At 36.7% G+C, this 22140-nt stretch carries 12 protein-coding genes and 1 pseudogene; 10 read left to right on the forward strand and 3 right to left on the reverse strand.

Annotated elements, in window-relative coordinates:
- The first annotated feature begins 31 nt into the window (after window positions 1-31).
- From bafA (ACFIMC_RS02205) to ndk, 5 genes and pseudogenes are all read left to right on the forward strand, one after another.
- The gene (gene bafA, locus ACFIMC_RS02205) at window positions 32-5521 is read left to right on the forward strand and encodes a BafA family autotransporter (RefSeq protein WP_375680711.1); all 5490 of its coding nucleotides are present in this window, start codon (window positions 32-34) and stop codon (window positions 5519-5521) included.
- Between the two features lie 363 nt (window positions 5522-5884).
- Window positions 5885-8449: a BafA family autotransporter gene (bafA, locus tag ACFIMC_RS02210; protein WP_375632648.1), complete on the forward strand. Its 2565-nt coding sequence runs from the start codon at window positions 5885-5887 to the stop codon at window positions 8447-8449.
- Window positions 8450-8763: 314 nt separating this feature from the next.
- A pseudogene (locus ACFIMC_RS02215) lies at window positions 8764-8995 on the forward strand (integrase); the annotation flags it as partial.
- Between the two features lie 281 nt (window positions 8996-9276).
- The gene (gene bafA, locus ACFIMC_RS02220; RefSeq protein WP_375680712.1) at window positions 9277-11853 is read left to right on the forward strand and encodes a BafA family autotransporter; all 2577 of its coding nucleotides are present in this window, start codon (window positions 9277-9279) and stop codon (window positions 11851-11853) included.
- Window positions 11854-12121: 268 nt separating this feature from the next.
- Entirely contained in the window at window positions 12122-12544 is a 423-nt protein-coding gene (ndk, locus tag ACFIMC_RS02225) for a nucleoside-diphosphate kinase (protein WP_375612918.1), read from the forward strand.
- Window positions 12545-12873: 329 nt separating this feature from the next.
- Here the strand turns inward: ndk and pgsA are convergent, their stop codons facing one another.
- The 3 genes from pgsA to ACFIMC_RS02240 form a co-directional block, all read right to left on the reverse strand.
- On the reverse strand, window positions 12874-13455 hold the full coding sequence (gene pgsA, locus ACFIMC_RS02230; protein ID WP_273723320.1) for a CDP-diacylglycerol--glycerol-3-phosphate 3-phosphatidyltransferase: 582 nt from the start codon (window positions 13453-13455) through the stop codon (window positions 12874-12876).
- Window positions 13456-13527: 72 nt separating this feature from the next.
- On the reverse strand, window positions 13528-15507 hold the full coding sequence (uvrC, locus tag ACFIMC_RS02235; protein WP_375638105.1) for an excinuclease ABC subunit UvrC: 1980 nt from the start codon (window positions 15505-15507) through the stop codon (window positions 13528-13530).
- A 399-nt stretch (window positions 15508-15906) separates the two neighbouring features.
- The gene (locus tag ACFIMC_RS02240; RefSeq protein WP_375612916.1) at window positions 15907-16770 is read right to left on the reverse strand and encodes a 23S rRNA (adenine(2030)-N(6))-methyltransferase RlmJ; all 864 of its coding nucleotides are present in this window, start codon (window positions 16768-16770) and stop codon (window positions 15907-15909) included.
- A 1644-nt stretch (window positions 16771-18414) separates the two neighbouring features.
- Between ACFIMC_RS02240 and tatA the strand changes: the two genes are divergently transcribed.
- The 5 genes from tatA (at window position 18415) to ACFIMC_RS02265 (ending at window position 22088) form a co-directional block, all read left to right on the forward strand.
- Window positions 18415-18717 carry a twin-arginine translocase TatA/TatE family subunit gene (gene tatA, locus ACFIMC_RS02245; protein WP_375612915.1) on the forward strand — a complete coding sequence of 101 codons (303 nt, stop codon included), beginning with the start codon at window positions 18415-18417 and terminating at the stop codon, window positions 18715-18717.
- 55 nt (window positions 18718-18772) lie between these two features.
- Window positions 18773-19177 (forward strand): twin-arginine translocase subunit TatB, encoded by a 405-nt coding sequence (locus tag ACFIMC_RS02250; protein ID WP_375631753.1) that lies wholly within the window; start codon window positions 18773-18775, stop codon window positions 19175-19177.
- The gene (gene tatC / locus ACFIMC_RS02255; RefSeq protein ID WP_375612913.1) at window positions 19174-19956 is read left to right on the forward strand and encodes a twin-arginine translocase subunit TatC; all 783 of its coding nucleotides are present in this window, start codon (window positions 19174-19176) and stop codon (window positions 19954-19956) included. The genes ACFIMC_RS02250 and tatC overlap by 4 nt, the downstream gene beginning before the upstream one ends.
- A 61-nt stretch (window positions 19957-20017) precedes the next feature.
- Window positions 20018-21295, forward strand: coding sequence for a serine--tRNA ligase (gene serS, locus ACFIMC_RS02260; RefSeq protein ID WP_375612912.1), 1278 nt, complete (start codon window positions 20018-20020; stop codon window positions 21293-21295).
- A 133-nt stretch (window positions 21296-21428) separates the two neighbouring features.
- On the forward strand, window positions 21429-22088 hold the full coding sequence (locus ACFIMC_RS02265) for a protein-L-isoaspartate(D-aspartate) O-methyltransferase (protein WP_375672008.1): 660 nt from the start codon (window positions 21429-21431) through the stop codon (window positions 22086-22088).
- Window positions 22089-22140: the final 52 nt, after the last annotated feature.

Raw genomic sequence — 22140 nt, forward strand, 5'->3', positions numbered from 1 at the left:
AATTTAAATTTAAAATTATGGAGTGTAAATAATGCAACGCAAATTGAAATTAAGTTTTTGTGCGGTAATGGCCAGTGGTTTTTTTGTCAAGATTGCGAGTGCATATGGAGTAGCTACACCAAGAGAAAAGTTATTAACACCAGTAAGTATCAGTGAACACCTAGAAGAGACAAGAAAGTTGTTATCAGAAGTGAGGGGACTAAAAGAAAAAAAGGGGGGATCAAAAAAGATAGAGAATAAACAGACAGTAGAAGGAAGTGATCTTTCAGAAGAGGAAAGGAAGAGATTAGAAAAGCTATTCTTTGAAGTACTCACAAATTCAATAATAAGCGATGGTGCTACGATCTATATTACTAACCGTGACTCTGAAGGTTCTGAAATAAATAGCTTTAACTATAAAGATGCAGCTTATTCCATTAATAATACGGTTAGAGAAGGGGGAAAACTCTACATTGATGCAGCAAGTGTTAGCAGGGATACGACAATTGAGCATGGTGGGATTGAGTTTGTCCAAAACTTGAGCAGTTCGGAATATGCCGCTGTTAAAAAAGGGGGGAAACAAATTGTTGAGAGTGGTGCAAATGCAGAAGGGGCTCAAATCCATGGCGGTGAGCAGATTATTTTTGGTAAGGGGTTTCTTGGGGATGGTTTGTCGCGTAAAGATAAGGAAAGTAGTGCTTATGGCACTGAAATTCATGCTGCAGATGGAATGCTAGGAATACAAAGTGTCTATAGTGGGGGGATGGCTGTTGACACAAAGATTATGAAAGGTGGTGTCCAGAATCTTGATGGTAAAGAGAATTTTCATAACGGTTTCTCAGAAGATGCTGATACAGCCGATATAAAAGATGAAGATTTTACAATTAATGAGGGGGCTTTTGCACTGAGTACCGAACTTTTTAAAAATGGTATGCAGAATATCTTTGCAGGAGGGAATGCGAGCGAAGTTACTTTATACGATAGAGCTACTCAGAAGATATATGATTCTGGATACGTGGATAATCTAACCATTAATCATCAAGCACAATCATGGGTTTTTGCCGGTGCGATATTAGATAAGGATACAAATGTTAATGATTTTGGCAACCTCTATCTCTATGCTGGAAATGGTGAAGCTGTTACGGAAGTAGAAAATCTTAATTTAAATGGAGAAGATAGCAAACTATACATTATTGCTCCTGAAGATAACAGCAAAAAACCTCACGTTAATATCCAGAATTTAACTGGAAGTGGCAGAGTTATTTTTACGTACTTAGGGACTAATAAGCATTACTCTAAGCTTAATATTGATGATCTTTCAGGTTCTTTACATTTTGATTTTAATGTCAACTTTGCCAAGCATCTTAGTGATTATCTTGTCATTAAAGAAAGTGGTTCAGGTTATCACACAATAAGTGTGGCTGATTCTGGGCGTGAAATTACAATCCCTTCCCACAAAAAGCTTAAATTAATTTCTGATCGCAGCGGAAATGCTCATTTTATTCTGGCAAACACTTTTGGTGAAAAAATCAAAGCTATTGATGCCGGAACCTATCGGTATAGTTTGAAACATAGAAACAATAAGGGGGCTGGTAAAATTTGGTATTTAGATGCGAATTATGCTCTTGATGAGACAAATACCTCTTTATTTTCTGATTTTAGCTTGCAACCATTTGCTATAGCTTCATTATCGAAGGATCTCACAGAACGCACAATTGAAAAGGGGATGATTGTTACGATTGCTGATCCTAGCTTTGATAGTAACGTTGAGAAAGTTGAAAGCACTGGAGAAACTTCGATTAGTAATACAGTTAAAGACGGTGGAAAGATCTCCGTTTATCACGGTGGTTTTAGCTTGTATACAACAATTCAAAGAGGCGGCACTGAGCTTGTTAGAACACAGGGTCTTTCACAGGATAGTACAGTTAAGAGAGAGGGAAAACAAAAGGTTAAAGATGGGGGAAAAGTTGAAGGGGCTAAAATTTACGGTGGTGAGCAGTTTGTTTCAGGAAAGTCTGATATCAAAGGGGAGATGGTAAGGAGTAGCGCTCATGACACTATCGTTTCTGGTGAGAATGGAGTGCGAGGATATCAGAATGTGTATGATGATGGAGAGGTTTTTAGCTCAAAGATCATGGAAGGAGGGGTACAAAATCTTTATGTGGAAGAAGATTTAGACCATTATAGCAGTTTTGCCTTTGATACGAAGGTCTTTTCTGGTGGACAGCAACATGTTTTAGCGGGAGGAATCGCGATTGGCGTTCTTTTAGAAGGGACTGCTTTTCAGGCAATAGATTTAGGAGGTTATGTAAAAGATTTAACCGTTAAGGATCAAGCACAATCGTGGTTACATGGTGGCGCAACATTGGAAGGAAAGACAACGGTTAATGATTCTGGACGGATTTATCTTTATGCTGGTGCAGAGCAATCTCGTACTGAAGTAGAAAAAATTGTCTTAAATGGCAGAGATACAAAATTGTACGCGATTGCCTCTAATATAGATGGTGAAAGTTCTTTGATTGAGAATCTGAGTGGGAATGGTCGTGTTATTTTTACTTCTACCGTGTTTAATCCACATTACTCTAAACTTGAGATCAATGATCTTTCAGGGAGTTTACATTTTAGGTTGCATACTAATTTTGCAGAACAGCGCGGTGATTATCTTCTGATCAAAAAAGGATCAGGTAATCACACCATAAGCGTTATCGATTCTGGTGTTGAAATTACCAATTCTCCTCTACAAGATCAGAATTTAGTTTTGGAGCTTGATTTAATTCATGTTCAAAGCGGAAATGCGCATTTTACTCTGACAGATTTTTCTGGTGAAGAGACGAGTACGATTGATGGTGGAGCCTACATGTATGGCTTAAAGACAAAAGATGATAATGGGGGAAAGACTTGGTCTTTGGCTACATCACAAATAACTTCTGCTCCTGTAATTCCTTCACCTCATGTGGAGTCGCCTATAGATAAGCTTCCTGAAAAAGAAGAAAATATGACATCGGCAAAAGATTTTAGTATCTCTGATGTAATTCATTACAGCATTGGGGAAGGAGGAGGAATTCTACAAAGCTCTTTGCTCGGTGATGATAACGTAGTTTATGTCTCTGATGATGGAGAGCAAGGTATTCTTAAGAAGTCTATTAATAATACAATTCAGGGATCAGGAAGACTTTATGTTGAAGCTGGTGGTTTCAGTAAAAATACAACCATTGAAAATGGTGGTACTGAGATTGTAGGGGAACAGGGGGTCTCAGAATCTACGATTATTTACGAGGGTGGAAAACAAAAAGTGGAGGGGGGAGGCTCTGCATTGAGAGCTGAAATTTATGGTGGGGAGCAGCTTGTTTTTGGAGATGGGTATGTGGACGGTGGAATTGTTGGGAGCAGTGCTTATGATACGACAATTTATGGTCAAGGTGACACACTGGGACAGCAGAATGTATATGATGATGGAATGGTTGTCAGAACAAAAGTGATGAGTGGAGGAGTACAAACTCTTGCTAAGTGGTTTCCTAATGATGATAACTTTGCAGAAAAAGCCGGCAGTTTAGCTGTAAATGCTGAAATCTTTTCAGAGGGTGTGCAGCGTGTTTTAGCAGGAGGTGAAGCAAATACAGTCATTTTACGCACTGGTGGTGTTCAAGAAGTCTATGCAGGTGGAATTGTAAAGAATCTAACGATTGAAGGTAATGCTAATTCATGGATTTCTCCTGGTGCAATATTAGGAGGAGAAATAAAAGTTCAGGATTTTGGTGGGCTCCATCTTGATGCTGGAGACGATGGTCAACAAACTATAGTAGAAAACATTGAATTAAATGGAGAAGACGCTCAATTATACTCCGTTGCTCGTGGGTTTGACGACAAAAGTACACGCATTCAGCAGTTAAGCGGTGTAGGAAAAGTCATTTTTACCTCTTTTGAAGATGATTTATATTACTCTCAGCTTTACATTGATAATCTAGCAGGGAGTCTACATTTTAACTTTAATGTTAGCCTTGCAGAAGAAAAAGGTGATTATCTCTTTATCAAAAATGGCCGTGGTTCTCACACAATAAGTATTTTAGATTCCGGTATTGAAATTGTTGATCCTTCTTCAACAGAACTTGATTTAATTGTTGATCAAAGTGGTGGCGCATCTTTTACTCTACAAAGTTTTTCTGGTGCAAAAATTCCAATTATTGATGGGGGAACTTATACCTATGGCTTAAAACACAAAAATATTGAGAATGAAGAGGGAAAAATTTGGTATTTGACTGCAGTTTACATGGATAGTGCGTCACACAGAAGCAGATCTATGCGGCATTTAAATCAAAATCAATCAGTTTTTTCTCTTTCAACTATTGCAGCACCACAAGCGCATGCTATTAAATTGCCACGTCGAAGAAAAAACCGCCAAAACTTAAGGCAAAAATCTCAGGTTTCTGTATCTCCAACTGTTTCCTCTCTTGGAAGTCATGTTATTGAAGTCTTAGGTTCAGGAAGTTCTCATCCTCTTTCTGATGAAAAACAACAAACTGCTGTTTCAACCTCTTCTCAATCTTTAGCCGATCAAATGATTGTGCGTCCAGTTCATAAAGAACAACCTTTTCCACAATTGAGTGAGAAACTTTCAGTTTCTCACTTTTTGACCACTCCCTCTACAGATGCGGTATTGTCTATGTCTGTGGCTCCAGCGATGGTTTTTCACAATGAAATGCAAACCGTACGTGCGGGAAGAGGAATTCTAGATAAAAGTAAAAAGAATACGGCTTTATGGACCTATGCGATTAAATCTAAAGAGAGTGTTGTTACAGAGCATATAGATTTTAAACTGGATCAGACCGGTATCGTTTTGGGGATCAATGGTTTAAGCGAGTGGGAAAATGGAGAATTTTATATAGGTGGTTTTGGCAGTTATGATCGTGCCCGTGTTGCGCATGCACGGGGGGGTAACAGTGGAATCAATACTTATGGTATTGGTGCTTATGTCACTTATTTTGATCATAGTGGATGGTATCTCGATGGTATTTTAAAATACAATCATTATCAAAATACTCTAAAAGCCGTTTCAACGAATGGTTTAGGGATTGAAGGAACATATACTCAAAGGGCATTGGGAACTTCCTTTGAAGCTGGTTATCGACTTAAGACGTCAAAGAACAGTTGGTTACAGCCTTATGGACAATTTACATGGTTACAAGTTGAGGGTAAAGAAATCAAGTTATCGAATGACATGACAGGTGACATGTGTCCATTCACTTCATTACGCAGTGAGGTTGGCTTATCTTTAGGATATGAATTTGGTTCTCACATGGATTCCTCATCGCTTGCGTATATTACAGCAGCATGGTTGCGTGAGAATAAAGATGACAATCAAACGTTAATTAATCAACGCCATCCATTTACCACTGACTTATCGGGGAATGCAGGTAAATTAGGAATAGGTTTAAGCAGTTTAGTGAGTGAGAAGTTAAAGTTATATGGTGAGGCCCATTATATTAAAGGGCGTAAAACAAAACAGTCCTTTCAGGGTATTTTAGGTGTACGCTATCGTTTCTAACGATATGGTTATTTTTTAGTTATCTTTAAATGTATGATTAGTTTTTTTAAGTTTTTAATGCAGCATCAGAGAACAATTTTTCAGAGTACGCAGCTTCGTTTTTCATGATAAACTGTATACCCTTATATACTTGATTATGCATTACTTTTTATCTTTGATAAGAAAACTCCGAGAAAATGCTAAAGAAGCACTATAAAAACGCCCTTATATTCTTGATCAAAAAAGTATTTAAAAACTATAAAGAACGGTTTTTTATGAGATAAGGGGGATTTTTAAGAAGGATTATTGCAATCTAAGGTTGAAAATATGTTTTGTAGAGCTAATTACGTTCAGTGTCTATGCAGGCGTGAAAGGGGGGAGGATATGGCTCTACAATATAAATGGAAACGACATTGTTGGATACTCATGTTGAGCAGCTGTTTTGTGCAGGCTGCTGCTGCAAATGAGAGGGGGATACCGCTTTTTTGTCAATCTTCAAGTTATGAAAATAGCAAAATATTTCAGGATCAATACAATGAGGATATGAAAACGGGAAGATGCATACTTGGAGCATCTAATGATGTTATTATAAGGGCGCGTAATGAATTAGACTTTTTAAAAAAGCCTAGCGATTTTACTGAGGATAAGGGCGCTAGAGTGTTTGTGAGTCAACAGGAGCTTGACAGCAGTCATCGTGAAAATGTTGAAAATAATGTACAAGAACACAATACTAAAATTCTTAAAAAACCTGAACTTATTTCCATTAAAGATGGGGCACTGTTAGAAAATTATATTCTTGATAATGAAGGTAAAGCATACATTTCAAATGATGGTGAGATTGATAGCCCAGGGCGATCCATTAATAACACAGTAAGGAATGGTGCAGAGCTTTATGTGTATGCAGGAGGACTCAGTGAGGATAGTAAAATTGAACATGGCGGAATTGAAAATGTTGAGGCTTTAAAGGGAAAACAAGGCTTTTCGAAAAATGCAGTCGTTAAAGAAGGTGGACAACAAAGTGTTGGAAATGGAGGAAAAGTAGAGGGGACTAAAATTTATGGTGGTGAGCAACTTGTTTTCGGGGAGGGGGATGTTGGAGAAGAGGTTAAAGGGAGTAGTGCTTCTCATACTATCATTTATGGTCAAGATGAAACACTAGGCCAACAAAAAGTATATGATGGCGGAAAAGTTTGGAATACGAAAGTTATGCAAGGGGGTGTCCAAGAGGTTGGACAAAAGTCTCAAAGTGCAAAAAATGGTGGTTTTGCATTTGACACAGAAGTTTTTGGCGGTGGTAAACAACGTATCTTAAAAGGCGGTCAGGCTATTGGAGTTATTTTAAATGAGAGTGCTATTCAGGAAATATATACTGATGGATCTGTAAAAAATCTAACAATGAATGATCAAACAAAATCATGGGTGCATGCTGGGGCAACATTAGAAGGAAAGACACAGTTAAATCATTCTGGGCAGATCCATCTTTATGCTGGGAATGATCAACATCATACCATAGTAGAAGATATTATTTTAAATGGAAAAGATACAAAACTGTACTCTATTACTGATGAGTTTGATGGAAAAAGTTCTTTGATACAAAAATTAAGTGGTGAAGGGAGTGTTATTTTTTCGTTTACAGGTTCTGATCCATATTATTCTCAGCTTCATGTGAATAATCTTTCAGGAAATTTACATTTCGCGTTCAATACTACGATTGCCCATAACCGTGGTGATTATCTCTTGGTTGAGAAAGGTGCTGGGAATCATACGATAAGTGTTGCTGATTCTGGAGTTGAAATCACGGATCCTTTTTCAAATAAGCGTGATTTAATTATGGATCAAAGTGGTGGAGCACATTTTACACTGACAGATCTTAAGGGTGACAAAATTAACGCCATTGATGGTGGAACTTATATGTATGATTTGAAAGAAAGAAAGGATGAAAATGGAAAAGTTTGGTTTTTATCTGCAGATCGCCTCAGTGGACCAGAAACCTCTATTCCAGATCCGGAAAATCCTTTTGTTCCTGGTGAAACAACAACGACACCCTCTACAGATGCAGTATTAACGTTGTCCGTAGTTCCTGGACTTATTTTTAATAATGAGTTGCAAATTATACGGAATGGTAGAAAAATTTGGGACAGAAATAAGAAAGATATCGAACTATGGACTTATGGGATTAAGAGCAGAGAACGTGTTGCGACAGGCCATACACACTTTAAGCTTGGGCAAACAGGTTTAGTTTTTGGTGCTGATCAGTTGAGTGAATTAAGGCATGGAGAGTTGTATGTTGGTGGTTTCGGTAGTTATGATCAAGCACGTATTTCTCATGCACGAGGTGGTAATAGTGATCTGAGCTCTTATAGCATTGGAACTTACGCAACTTATTTTGATCATCGCGGATGGTATATGGATGGTGTTTTGAAATATAATTATTACCGAAATAATTTGAAAGCCATATCAACGAATGGTTTAGCCATTCAAAGTCATTACAATCAGTGGGCGATAGGTGGATCATTTGAGATTGGTTGTTATTTTGAACCGGCACAGAATACTTGGATGCAGCCTTATATCAAGCTAACAGGTTTGCAGGTTGAAGGTAAAAGAATAAAACTTTCCAATGGAATGATAGGTGATCTAAGCCCATTAACTTCATTCCGCAGTGAAGTTGGATTGACTGCAGGACATGAATTTTTTGTGAGTTCAGAAACTTCATTAACAGCTTACATTATGGCAGCTTGGTTGCGTGAGAATATAAATAATAATTATACGACAATTAATAACCAGTATAAATTTATTACAGATTTGTCAGGCAGTGCGGGTAAATTGGGAATTGGTTTAAACGGTTCGGTCAATGATAAACTAACACTTTATGCGGAAGCACATTATCTAAAAGGACATAAGATTAAGAATGCTCTTCAAGGTATTTTAGGATTACGCTATAGTTTCTAAATATGTGTGCATGGCTGATTAACTTTACAAATGTAATTGTTTTGCAAACTTAAACAGATAACGTTCGGCTATGTCTTCTCGAGAGTGTAAGGACTTTCTCAAATAGTAGAAATGTCTTTATACTCTTTCTTTTAAAGGCAACATACTGAATTTATAATAATAATTCATTTCTATGCATGGTGAATGAGAGTCACAAAAATCATAGGATTCTCTCATTCCAAATCTGTTTATGTTGAATCAATCAAAATTATTCGCTTGGCACATCGCAAGCGGGATGAAGGTGTGTATAAAAACTATACAAAAAAGAAGTAAAAATGTCTCTGATGAATCGTCTCTAGTGTCAAGGGCTATCACAACATTGGGATGGCAAAGTGTATGATGATACCGGCCCGCTTCTTCATAAGCGTAAAGATTGGGGGTCAATGGCTTTACCGGTATACCATTCATGGATGACGTCGCGAAATGGGCTTGAGTGCATTGAGAGATGTCTCTTTAAAACAAGTGCGTGAATGTACAACCCAATGGCGTTTTGTTTTACGTGAAGGGGGGCGCCATTAAAGGGCACGAGCATTTTTTTCATCTATAATTCCAGATATGCAAATTATTCCTTGAATTTAAGTAAACACTTTGAATTTTATTCAATTTTCTGCCTTAAGTTAGAGCTTTTTAGTGGTTTATAGATAAACAACTTAAAGTTGTTTAAATTAAAAAATACACTAAAAAATTGTATTTAGACATAAATAAAACACATTATGATACAATCTAAAACGAGCTACCTATGTAGCCGCGGGGTATTTTTCTAAATAATTGAGAGTGGAGTGTGGATAATGCGGTATAAATACAAATTAAGTTTTTCAGTATTGATGATCAGTAGTTATCTTGTGCAATCTGCAAGTGTAGTTGAGAGTAGGAATAGAGTGCTAACAAGAGCAACACATGTGGTAAATAGAGAAGAGGAAGAAAAAAAAATAGCACTGATGTCTAATTTTTTTCGCAATAATACTATTCTCAAAGATGGTGATGTAGAGCTTGTTGATAATGGAGAAAGTTCTGTAGGTTCCACTATTAAAAAAGGAGGGATGCAAATAGTTACACGGGCTGGAATTGCAATGAACGCCAAAATTTTGGGAGGTCAGCAGTTTATTCATGAAGAGCCATATATTGATCTTACAAGCGTGGAGAGAAAAAGTAGTGCATATAATTCCACAGTTACTGGGGATGGTGGAACAGTTGGACAGCAGAATGTGTATGATGGAGCGTGGGGTTGGTATACGAAAGTGGGAGATAACGGAGAACAAAATCTTTATGCAGGACAAAGAAAAGAGGGGGGAAAATCAATGTATGCTGAGGTCTCTGGGAATGGGAGACAGCACGTCTTAGCGTTAGGAGAATCTTATGCTACTAATTTGAAAGATCATGCTATTCAAGTTGTATATCCTGAAGGGTTTGTGGATGGTCTGACTGTTAACAACTTTGCTAAATCGTGGTTCCATGTTGGTGTACAAGAGGTCCTTGGAGAAGTAAGGATCAATGATCACGGAGAACTTTATTTATTCGCTGGTGATAGGACAAATCATACGACTAAGAAAAAAATTCCTATAAAGGACAGAGTGGATGAAACAATATTTGAGGTTGGTGAACGGAATATGGGAGAAAAACCTCAGATTGAAATTGAAGATTTAGGGGGGCAAAATGGGACTGTTATTTTTACTTCTATACCGTATGATCCACGATATATTTCACTTCATGTTGAGAAACTTTCAGGGAGTTTACATTTTCGATTCAATATTAGTGCTACGGGGGATTCGAGTGATTACTTATCGATTGATGAGGGCGCAGGTAATCACAAAATAAGCGTTGCAGATTCTGGTCGTGAAATTACAGGTCTTCTCTCACAAAAGAATAGTTTGGTTACAGGGATTAATTTAATTACTGATAGAAGCCACAATGGAGGCGCTAATTTTACTCTGGCAGACCTTTCGGGTAAGGACATTACAGCTGTTGATGGTGGGGCCTATCAATATCAATTGCTGAAGAGAGATAGATGTGCTGATTCTAGTGGTAGTGCTACAATTTGGTATTTAGGAAGAGCCTCTGGAGGTACGACACGTTCGAATACTGAAGCACAGTGTGTAAACAAGAAAACGAAGATTCCTCTTGCATTATCTGATCAAGGTGCTCCTTCTAGAGGAAAAAATACAGGCTCTCGTAAACCTACTATAAAACAACCAGCTAAACCACGACCTCCACGTCATTTAAGAGGGGCACAGAATGTCTCTAGTGTTTCTGTATCTCCAACTGTTTCCTCTCTTGGAAGTCATGTTATTGAAGTCTTAGGTTCAGGAAGTTCTCATCCTCTTTCTGATGAAAAACAACAAACTGCTGTTTCAACCTCTTCTCAATCTTTAGCCGATCAAATGATTGTGCGTCCAGTTCATAAAGAACAACCTTTTCTACAATTGAGTGAGAAACTTTCAGTTTCTCACTTTTTGACCACTCCCTCTACAGATGCGGTATTGTCTATGTCTGTGGCTCCAGCGATGATTTTTCACAATGAAATGCAAACCGTACGTGCGGGAAGAGGAATTCTAGATAAAAGTAAAAAGAATACGGCTTTATGGACCTATGCGATTAAATCTAAAGAGAGTGTTGTTACAGAGCATATAGATTTTAAACTGGATCAGACCGGTATCGTTTTGGGGATCAATGGTTTAAGCGAGTGGGAAAATGGAGAATTTTATATAGGTGGTTTTGGCAGTTATGATCGTGCCCGTGTTGCGCATGCACGGGGGGGCATCAGTGGTATCAATACTTATGGTATTGGCGCTTATGTCACTTATTTGGATCATAGTGGATGGTATCTCGATGGTATTTTAAAATACAATCATTATCAAAATACTCTAAAGGCAGTTTCAACGAATGGTTTAGGGATTGAAGGAAGTTATAGGCAATGGGTGCTGGGCGCCTCCTTTGAAGCAGGTTATCGACTTCAGACGTCAAAGAACAGTTGGTTGCAGCCTTATGGACAATTTACATGGTTGCAAGTTGAGGGTAAAGAAATCAAGTTATCGAATGACATGACAGGTGACATGCGTCCATTCACTTCATTACGCAGTGAGGTTGGTTTATCTTTAGGATATGAATTTGGTTTTCACATGGATTCCTCATCGCTTGCGTATATTACAGCAGCATGGTTGCGTGAGAATAAAGATGACAATCAAACGTTAATTAATCAACGGCATTCATTTACCACGGACTTATCAGGGAATGCAGGTAAATTAGGAATAGGTTTAAGCAGTTTAGTGAGTGAGAAGTTAAAGTTATATGGTGAGGCCCATTATATTAAAGGGCGTAAAACAAAACAGTCCCTTCAGGGAATTATAGGTGTACGCTATAGTTTCTAACGATATGGTTATTTTTTAATTGATCTCAATGATAATTTTGATAGGAAGCATTTAAGATTATGAAAGAAGATTCAATATTTATTGAGATTCTGTAGCGTATCTTTATGATGGGATGAGCAATTGCAGGTATTTTTATTAAAGTTTTCTTTATAATTTATTCTATGTTTTTGAGAATTTGTGTAGATTTTTGCAGAGTCACTTGGCAAAGGGTTCCTTGCTCGCTATAGAAATGGCTAGAGAATATTATAAATGAAATAAAGGTGGTTAAATGGCTTTAGAGCGTACTTTTTCGATGATTAAACCAGACGCAACCCGTCGTAATTTGACTGGCGCAATTACTAAAATGCTTGAGGATGCGGAGCTACGTGTTATTGCGTCTAAACGTGTCTGGATGAGCAAACGTGAGGCTGAAAAATTTTATGCTGTTCATAAAGAACGTCCTTTTTTTAGTGAATTGGTTGAATTCATGTCTTCTGGTCCAACCGTTGTACAAGTTTTGGAAGGTGAAAATGCAATAGCTAAAAACCGTGAAGTAATGGGGGCTACGAATCCTAGTGATGCAGAAGAAGGGACAATTCGTAAGGTTCATGCTTTATCGATTGGCGAAAATTCTGTCCATGGATCCGATAGTGCTGAAACGGCAAAAACAGAAATCGCCTTTTGGTTTCCTGAGGTAGAAATTGTTGGTTAATAAAGCGTTTATAATAATAAAGCGTATATAAGAAGCAAAAATCCGAAACACTATATTTCGGTTTTTTGCTTATGAGATTATAGATTTTTTTGAAAGCATATGGAGCATTAATCGTTTTTTTAGCTTTTAATATTGCAGCTGCTTTTACGAAAATATAAAGGCTATTTACTCTTTTTTGAATAGCTTTTATCTACACGTCCCCCTTATTTGTAATGTGCAAAAAAGCATTTTATTGATCTATCATTAATAAAAATAAATCAATCTTATGCTATTCTCATCTCTTATTTAAGTACAAAAAGATAAATCATCATTATAAAATTCCATACTATTCATAGGATAACGTGTTTTAAACCTGCACGAAAATAATCCCACCCTGTCCACAATGTAAGGAGGGCAGAAATCCACAGCATAGTAATGCCAAACTCTACTGTGTAAGGGAAAATTTTATTACCGGCTGGTCCAGCTAAAAGAAATACAATAGCGATCATCTGTACAAAAGTTTTCCATTTTGCAAGACGAGAGACAGGAACACTAACTTTTAACTCCGCCAAATATTCACGTAATCCTGATACAAGAATTTCTCTGCAAAGAATGATAATAGCTGCCCATAGAGTCCACCCAGCGATGGTACTGTCTGCGGCAAGCAAGAGCAAACAAGCAGAGACGAGAAGTTTATCGGCGATTGGATCTAACATGCGACCAATATTGGATGTTTGTTCCCAAATACGAGCAAGGTAACCGTCAAGAAAGTCAGTAATGGATGCAACGATAAAAATAGAAACAGCAATCCAGCGAGTGATATCACTTGATTGTAGTCGCCCTTCTAAAAAAAAGCATGCAACAACCATTGGGACTGCAACAATTCGTGCATAAGTTAAAATATTTGGAAAAGAAAAAGTATGATTTTTCATGGAGCCATTTTTAATTCTTGTGAAAGAGAATATATTTCCTAAACGTAACAAGGCGAAGGTTATGAAACAAGCCTATTTTTCATGAAAATGGTTATAAATTTTTTGTGCAATTGTCATAGAGATTCCCGTAACTTTTTTTAAATCTTCAAATGAGGCACTAGCAACAGCTTTGGCACTTCCAAAATGATGAAGCAATGCACGCTTTCTTGTCGGACCGATATTTTCGATTTCATCAAGTGGGTTTTTGAATGTTGCTTTTTTTCGTTTTATCCTATGAGTTCCAATCGCAAAACGGTGTGCTTCATCACGCAGACGTTGCAAAAAATAGAGGATAGGATCACGTGGAGGAAGTGTAAAGGGGGGAATACCTTTTATAAAAAATCGTTCACGTCCCGCATGACGGTCAACACCTTTGGCGATTCCAACAACTGTGAAGAGATCATTTAATTGTAATTCAGCAAGTATTGCATGTACGCTGTTGATTTGTCCTTCACCACCATCGATTAAGATAAGGTCAGGCCAAATGGGAAAAAGATCATCATCTTTTATGTTATGACTTCTATTTGGCAGATCATGCTCTTTGATAAGGCGTGAAAATCTTCGTTTAATCACTTCTTTCATCATGCCAAAATCATCGCCAGGCGTGATATCTGTTGAGCGAATGTTGAATTTTCGATATTGATTTTTAATAAATCCCATTTGACCAGCAACAATCATAGCCCCTACAGCATTTGTTCCCATGATATGAGAATTGTCATAGACTTCTATCCGGTGTGGAGGAAAAGGTAGTTGGAATGTTTTAGCAAGACCTTGAAGCAATTTTGTATGGGTGGCTGTTTCAGAAAGCTTATGTTCAAGTGCTTCATGAGCATTGAGATAGGCACGATTAACAAGAGTTTTCCGTTCACCTTGTTTGGGTAAAGAGAGGGATACTTTGTGGTTTGCTTTGAGACTAAATGCTTCTGTAAGAAGTGCCTTTTCTTCAATTTCTTCAGATAAAAGGATGCTTTTGGGAAGTGGTTTATCATCGTAAAATTGGGCAAGAAAACTCGCTAAAATTTCAGTGCGGGAAAAAGAGGGATCTGCTTTAGGAAAATAGGCACGGTTTCCCCAATTTTGCCCCATGCGAAAAAAGAACACTTGAATACAGGTCATTCCTTCTTTTTGCGCAATTGCAAATACATCCGCTTCTTTTATCGTTTGAGGATTAATACCTTGATGGCTTTGTATGTGAGAAAGGGCTGATAAGCGGTCACGATAGGAAGCTGCTTGTTCAAAATCAAGATTTTCTGCGGCTTTATGCATAGCTTGAACCATATCGCTTTTAATAGATTGATCTTTTCCCGAAAGGAACGCTTTTGCTCCTTTCACCAGTTCTTTATAATCACTGTCACTAATTTCATGAGTACAAGGTGCAGAACATCGCTTAATTTGATAAAGCAAACAGGGGCGTGTACGGTTTTCAAAAACTGAATCAGTACAGGTTCGTAATAAAAAGGCGCGTTGTAAAACATGAACTGTTTGTGTCACTGCACCAGCAGAAGCAAAAGGACCAAAATAGTGAGCTTTTCGTGTTCGAGCACCACGATGTTTGTAAAGTGCAGGCACTCGATGATCATCTGTAATCATAATATAAGGGAAACTTTTATCATCACGCAGGAGTACATTAAAATGTGGATGCAATCTTTTGATGAGATTGGCTTCTAAAAGGAGTGCTTCTGTTTCTGTATGGGTGACGATAAATTCCATATGATATGTTGCACGAATCATGCGGGTAATACGATTATTGTGTCCTTGTTCACGTGTATAGTTTGAAACACGTTTTTTGAGATTACGGGCTTTGCCAACATAAAGAATATCACCATTTTCACCAATCATCCGGTAAACCCCTGGCTTATGCGGAAGGTGTCTAACAAACTCTTGTATGAATTTGATACCTTGGAACTGATTTTTCTCATTGCTTTGATTGGCATTATGCCATGTAACATTAGAGAGAAAAGAAAGTTTTTCCCGTTCATTTTGCGGACAATTTGTATTATTTTTCAGGACCATTCCGTTTGTTACGAATATGTTATTTGTTTAATATATGAAATATTCTTTTTTATTAAATAATGATTATTTATGTCTTTATAATTTTTTTCTATAAATAATATCTTATAACATAAGAGTATGATTTTAGAGAGCCGATCTTTCATAAAAAATATGAGAGTTGTTATTCTAAGACAGCTTTATGAATTTGCCCAATTTATCCATTAAAATGATTGAAATAAGAAATCCATGATGATTAAGAGGATAGACTTTCTAAAAGGAAAAAAATTAATTCACGCTGATCGTTCTTAGCTTACCATTATAATATGTTGGTATTATCCAAAGAATCAAAGAACTTTATCATTTAATGCCTTTGTATTTTACAACATGATATTTGATTTAGAAAAAATATCAGAGAAAGATCTAACATAACAGATGTTCTTTTTGAAGCCACTTATGCGTTATTTGGGCATTTTCATCTTGTCCCAGACGGTTGATAAGAAAGGGGCTGAGTTTTTTCATTTCTTCTTCCAAAAGGTAGGGAGGGTTAATAATAATCATACCACTTCCATTCATTGTCGGTGGACTTGAACTTTTTCGGATACGCATTTCAAGCTGTAGAATCTTAGGAATTCCGGTTTGATAAAGCGCGTGAAGAAAACTTTCAATTTCTTTGTCATATTTAACAGGATACCATAAAGCGTAGATTCCTCCAGAAAAGCGACGATAGGCTTTCGTTAATCCATCAATAAGGCGGGAAAACTCTCCAGTTTTTTCAAAGGGAGGGTCAACAAGGATAAACCCACGTTTTTCTTTTGGTGGTACATGAGCATTTAAGGAAAGCCAACCATCTAAATGCAGAACTTTTGTTTGATAATCTCCTGCAAAGTTTTTTGCTAAAATATGATAATCTTCATTGTGCAATTCTATTGCGGTGAGGCGATCTTGTTTCCGTAATAATTGACGAATAAGAACAGGAGATCCAGGATAAAATACAATTTCTTTTTCCCCTTTATTGAGGGCATCAATGATATCACACCATGGACAAAGGAGTGTTCTTAAATCTTCTGGGATAGGAGTTGAAAAAAGTCGTTGGACACCTTCGCGACACTCTCCTGTTTTATGTGCTTCTAAAGAAGAAAGGTCATAAATACCGATTCCAGCATGCGTATCTATAACGCGAAAAGCTTTTTCTTTGCGTTTGAGATATTCTACAATGCGAGTGACAATAATGTGTTTAAAAACATCAGCAAAATTGCCAGCATGATAAATATGCCGATAATTCATGGAGTAAACTCTATCATATGTATAACTGTACCGGATTATTAGCATAGAATAATAGAATTGATATCCATAAAAATACTCTTGTAGAAATCAAACAATACCCTCACTCCCACATTATACACTACAGAAAAAATATTAATGTCATCAGAGCATTTATTCACAGAGCTATTTTTATATAATGAGATTAATCATTAAAATTTTAATTTTTTTATATGAAAGATAGACAAGAAGAGATCAAACATTTCAATAGAGATATTTATGTTGTAAGAGAAATTTTTTATGATCGCGGACTCTTCTAGGAAGACTATAAAAAACACTCAATTAACGAGAATATTAGTGAAGTTTGTTGAAAATTGAAGGGTATCTTTCAAATTCATTCATCAATTTGCTTGTTTAAAGATTAAAGAATTTCAAATGCTTGATAAAAACATTGTTACATTTATAAGTTTTTTAGCAAGCGTAAAATTATGGATAGAGCAATAAAGTGCTGGTGTTATAGTGATAGATTTTTGTAAAAGTGTGAATGAATTTCATTGCTTTAAGCGGAGCCAAAGCTTTACATTATACACGCTAAATAGCTAGGTTATTGTGTATGATGCTAAAATAAAACTTTTGAAAATTGATATGTGCTCTGCAAGCTATCTCAATCAAAATGAGGAATTTTAAACTAAAGTAAATAGGTTTATCTATCTCTAACACTGTATTATCGAGCGGCTTTATGAGGTAATCTTATAAAAAAGGCTAGGATAAGAAATTCTTTTTATATGGATTATGCTTCGATACCATGCTTTTGATTGAATGTAATTTTCTATTCATGCCCATTCTGTTTTCAATACTGAGATAGGTTAAACACATGATATTATGAGAACGCATGCCCAGAATCCGGAGACTTGTAATAGTTAGAGCATACAGTGGCTTAGAGAGCTGGTTATATGGAGGTATTTTACTAAATAAAGGCACAAGCTGGTACCTTTTTTATTTTTTAGCAGTATTGCCATACCTCTTGGCACTTGAGTTGGTTCATAAAGTGCATTTTTACTCTTTCCGCTAATAGTTTTTATTTACACGCCAGATATTTAATTGAATACGATGATGGCTCATATTTCGTATTGTATATGGAATAATGGATGATAAAATTCCCACCCCAACGCAAAGAGTAAATGTTGTGCGTAAGATGATCGTTTTTGAAGAGACTGATGATGTGTTAAGAAAGTTTTTTAGAGATTTTTCTTTCTGATTTTTTTAATTGAATACGTAAAATGTTTTACAGCATGTTATGATTTTTATCAGTAAAGGATAATTTGGCGGAAATGTTTGTAATGATACGTACAACATTGTTTAAAAGGAAAGACATTGGCTATAGTATTTACAGGAAGATGAGTAACCTAAGAGATCAGATGAAGTTATTTTAGAAAAGTTTTTAAGTGTTTTGAACTTTGTATGAAGTGGTTTATCATTTTTGAATGGTTTGTGTTATAATACGCTAAAAAAGGATGAGAGGATAAAAAGTTCTTTTTGCAATAAAAGCGTGTAATTGCTTTTAAGTTAAGAAGAAAATATATAAGTAAGATATTATATTTGATACCTCCTTCAGAGGAAGCATGAATAAATGAAATCAAATTTAAAAGCATAAAGTTAGAGAGAATAATGGGTAATATTTTTTCACCAACGCATTTAATTATAATTTTATTGATTATCTTTGTGCTTTTCGGTCGCGGTAAAATTTCTGAATTAATGGGCGATGTTGCTAAAGGAATTAAAGCCTTCAAAAAAAATATGAAAGAAGAAGATGATAGCATTGAGGATAAAGTTGAAATGGCTCCTACTTCCCAAATGATTGATGTAGAATCTCAACAATCTCAGCCGTTATCGGTAAAACATGCAACAGCGCGCAGAAAGGTTTCTTCTGCTTCTAAAAAAAGCAAAACATCTGTTGCTAAAAAACAGTAACAAAAACGCAATCATCATTGTGCAATATTTTTTGATGAGAAAGTCGAATTAAGAGATGTTTGGGATTGACGGACCAGAGTTTATCGTAATCTTACTTGTTCTCATCATTGTCGTTGGACCAAAAGATTTACCTAAAATATTAAAGACAGTAGCAAAGATAAGAGCGTATGTGTATTCAACAGCAAATGAACTTCGTCATCAGTTTGATGATGTAATAAAACAAATCGAGCGCGATAATTTGCAAAAAGTATGTTCGGATATTAGCGATTCAAGCAAGAAGTTGACAGAGACTTTTGATCCCATTCAAAATACATTAGAAGATATCCACGATAATTTGGATGTTAAGGCAACACACCATAAATCAAAAAAAGATAAAGAAATTTTGGAATGCGATCAAAACGTAACCAATAAAGATACGACAGTATCTATTGCTTCTAAAGATAAAGAAGATATGTCATGAATGTTAAGAAAGATGAAGTTGATGCTAATATGGCTCCACTTTTAGAACATTTAATTGAACTTCGTCAGCGAATTATTTCTGCCTTGGTTGCATTTATGATCGCTTTTATGATGTGTTTTCTTGTTAAAGATTATATTTTAAATTTTTTACTATGGCCATATCAGTGGGCAATGAAAATAGCAGAGGGTAATCCTGAGGGGATTCGTTTACAATCAACGCAAGTATGGGAAACTTTTTTAACGAAGATGAAGCTTTCTGTTTTTGGGGGAATTATTTTATCTTTTCCCTATACGGCTTTTCAGTTTTATAGTTTTATTGCACCAGGGCTTTATAAAAATGAGCGTATGGCTTTTTTACCATTTCTCATTGGGGGGCCTATTTTATTTTGTATTGGGGGAGCGTTTGTTTATGGTCTATTAGCGCCAATAATACTATGGTTTAGCCTTTCTCAACAATTTCTTCCAGATGTTCATTTAAAAATAGAGTTTATAGTGCGTATTTCTGATTATTTGGGCTTTATGACATCGTTTATCCTAATTTTTGGTTTGATTTTTCAATTACCTCTTGTCATCAGTCTTTTAACAAAAATTGGATTTGTAACATCTCATGATTTGGCGTCTAAACGAAAATGGGCTATTTTGCTCTCTTTTATCATAGCGGCAATCATAACGCCGTCGGATTTTTTTACGATGTTTGCAGTGGCTTTACCAACGATAGCACTTTACGAGATTTCAATTTTAATTGCTTACAGTATAGAAAAGAGAAGAAAATCCGCTTAAGAAAAGTGTATAATCTTATGCGATAAGGAATGAATAAAAACAATATAAATGAGGAATTTTTATGCTTGATATTAAGTGGATTCGTGACAATCCTGAGAAATTAGATAAAGCACTCGTAAGTAGAGGTCTTGAGCCACAAGCTGAAAGGTTAATACAACTTGATCTTGCACGTCGGTCGTATATTGCTAAGGTGCAATTGGCGCAGGAACGTCGCAATGCTGTTTCAAAGGAAATAGGACAGGCTTTAGCGGTATCGGATCAGCAAATGGCTGAACGTCTTAGGGCTGAAGTTGAAGAGATTAAAGCTTTTCTTTCCTCTGCAACAGTGGAAGAAAAACAGCTGACGGAGAGTCTTGAGAAACTTCTTTCAGCACTTCCAAATATTCCATTAGATGATGTTCCAGAAGGTAAAGATGAAAGTGATAATGTCGTCATTCGACATTTTGGTACACCTCCAACATTTAATTTTACACCAAAGGAACATTTTGATCTTGGTCAAGATCTCAAACAGATGAATTTTGAACGAGCTAGTCGTTTGTCTGGAACACGTTTTACAGTACTTTCAGGGGCATTAGCACGGCTAGAACGAGCATTAGGCCAGTTTATGCTTGATGTGCATGTCAATGAGAATGGTTACACAGAAGTCTCAATACCTCTTCTTGTTCGTGATGAGATTGTTTACGGAGCAGCACAATTACCGAAATTTGCTGAAGACCTTTTTCGTACAACAGATGGTCGATGGCTTATTTCCACAGCAGAAGTGCCATTAACCAATTTGGTCAACGATGAAATTCTTGAAATATCAGATTTACCACTGCGATTTTCTTCTTTATCTCCCTGTTTTCGTTCAGAGGCGGGAGCAGCCGGTCGTGATACGCGCGGTATGTTGCGTCAGCATCAATTTTGGAAAGTTGAAATGGTCTCGATTACCAGTGAAGAGCAGTCTTTAATTGAATTAGAACGTATGACGGAATGTGCAGAAGATATATTAAAGCGGCTTGGTTTGCCTTTTCGCACAGTGGTTCTTTCTACGGGTGATATGGGGTTTGCAGCGCGTAAAACCTATGACATCGAGGTTTGGCTTCCTGGTCAAGAATGTTATCGTGAAATTTCTAGCTGTTCAGTTTGTGGAGATTTTCAAGGTCGCCGTATGAATGCGCGCTATCGTAAAGAAGGCGATAAAAAATTGCATTTTGTTCATAGCCTTAATGGTTCTGGTACGGCTGTTGGACGTTGTCTTATTGCCGTACTTGAAAATTATCAACAGGCTGATGGATCAATTATTATTCCAGATGTTTTACAACCTTATATGGGAGGCATGCGCTGTATTACTGCTTAATTTTACGAAAGGAGAGACAATATGCGTTTATTGCCAAGAGGTGATGATACACAGACGCAAGTTTTTGCCATTTTAAAAGAAGCAGTTTGTCAGTATGATAAAAGTGCACCTCCATTGGAGATTGAATGATACTATGGGGCAAAAGGGTATTTTACAATTTCGTGAGGAGTTAGCCGCTCTTGTACTGAAAATGCGTAGCAAAGGCATTGATGACGTGCGATTTTTTTCGGTATTAGAGAAAATTCCGCGTCAACAGTTTGTTGCTGCTCCTTGGTTCAATAGTGCTTATGATAATAAAGTTATTCCCCTTGAGTGTGGTGAATATATGGAACGTTTGGAAGAACAACTCTTAATTCTTTCGGCATTATCGTTGAAAAAAAGGCATCGTGTCTTAGAAATTGGTACAGGATCTGGTTTTTGTACTGCTCTTATGGCATGTCTGAGTGACCGTGTGACAACGATTGATCGTTATAAAACGCTTGTTGATTTAGCACGCCAAAAATTTCAAACTTTAGGAATTGAAAATATTGTTATAAGGCAGATTGATGGAAGTCATAGCGTGACAGGCTTAGGATCATTTGATCGCATTCTTATTTGGCCATCACGTTTTGATGAACCAAAGGAATTTTTAGAACTTTTAGCTGAAAATGGAATTCTCATTCAGGCGATAGGACCTGACGAAGGGGTACAAACGGTGACGCGCTATACAAAAATTGGTAGTCGATTTGAGTGTTTAGAACTGTTCCAAGTGCGTTACCAACCTTTTATTAAAGGCATTGCGGAGATACTTTAATTTTTAAAAGCTAAGAAGTTTCTGCGAATTGTCTACGTTAAATTCATTTTGA

This window comes from Bartonella sp. AP21QHHD (assembly GCF_042196205.1).
Classification (GTDB): domain Bacteria; phylum Pseudomonadota; class Alphaproteobacteria; order Rhizobiales; family Rhizobiaceae; genus Bartonella.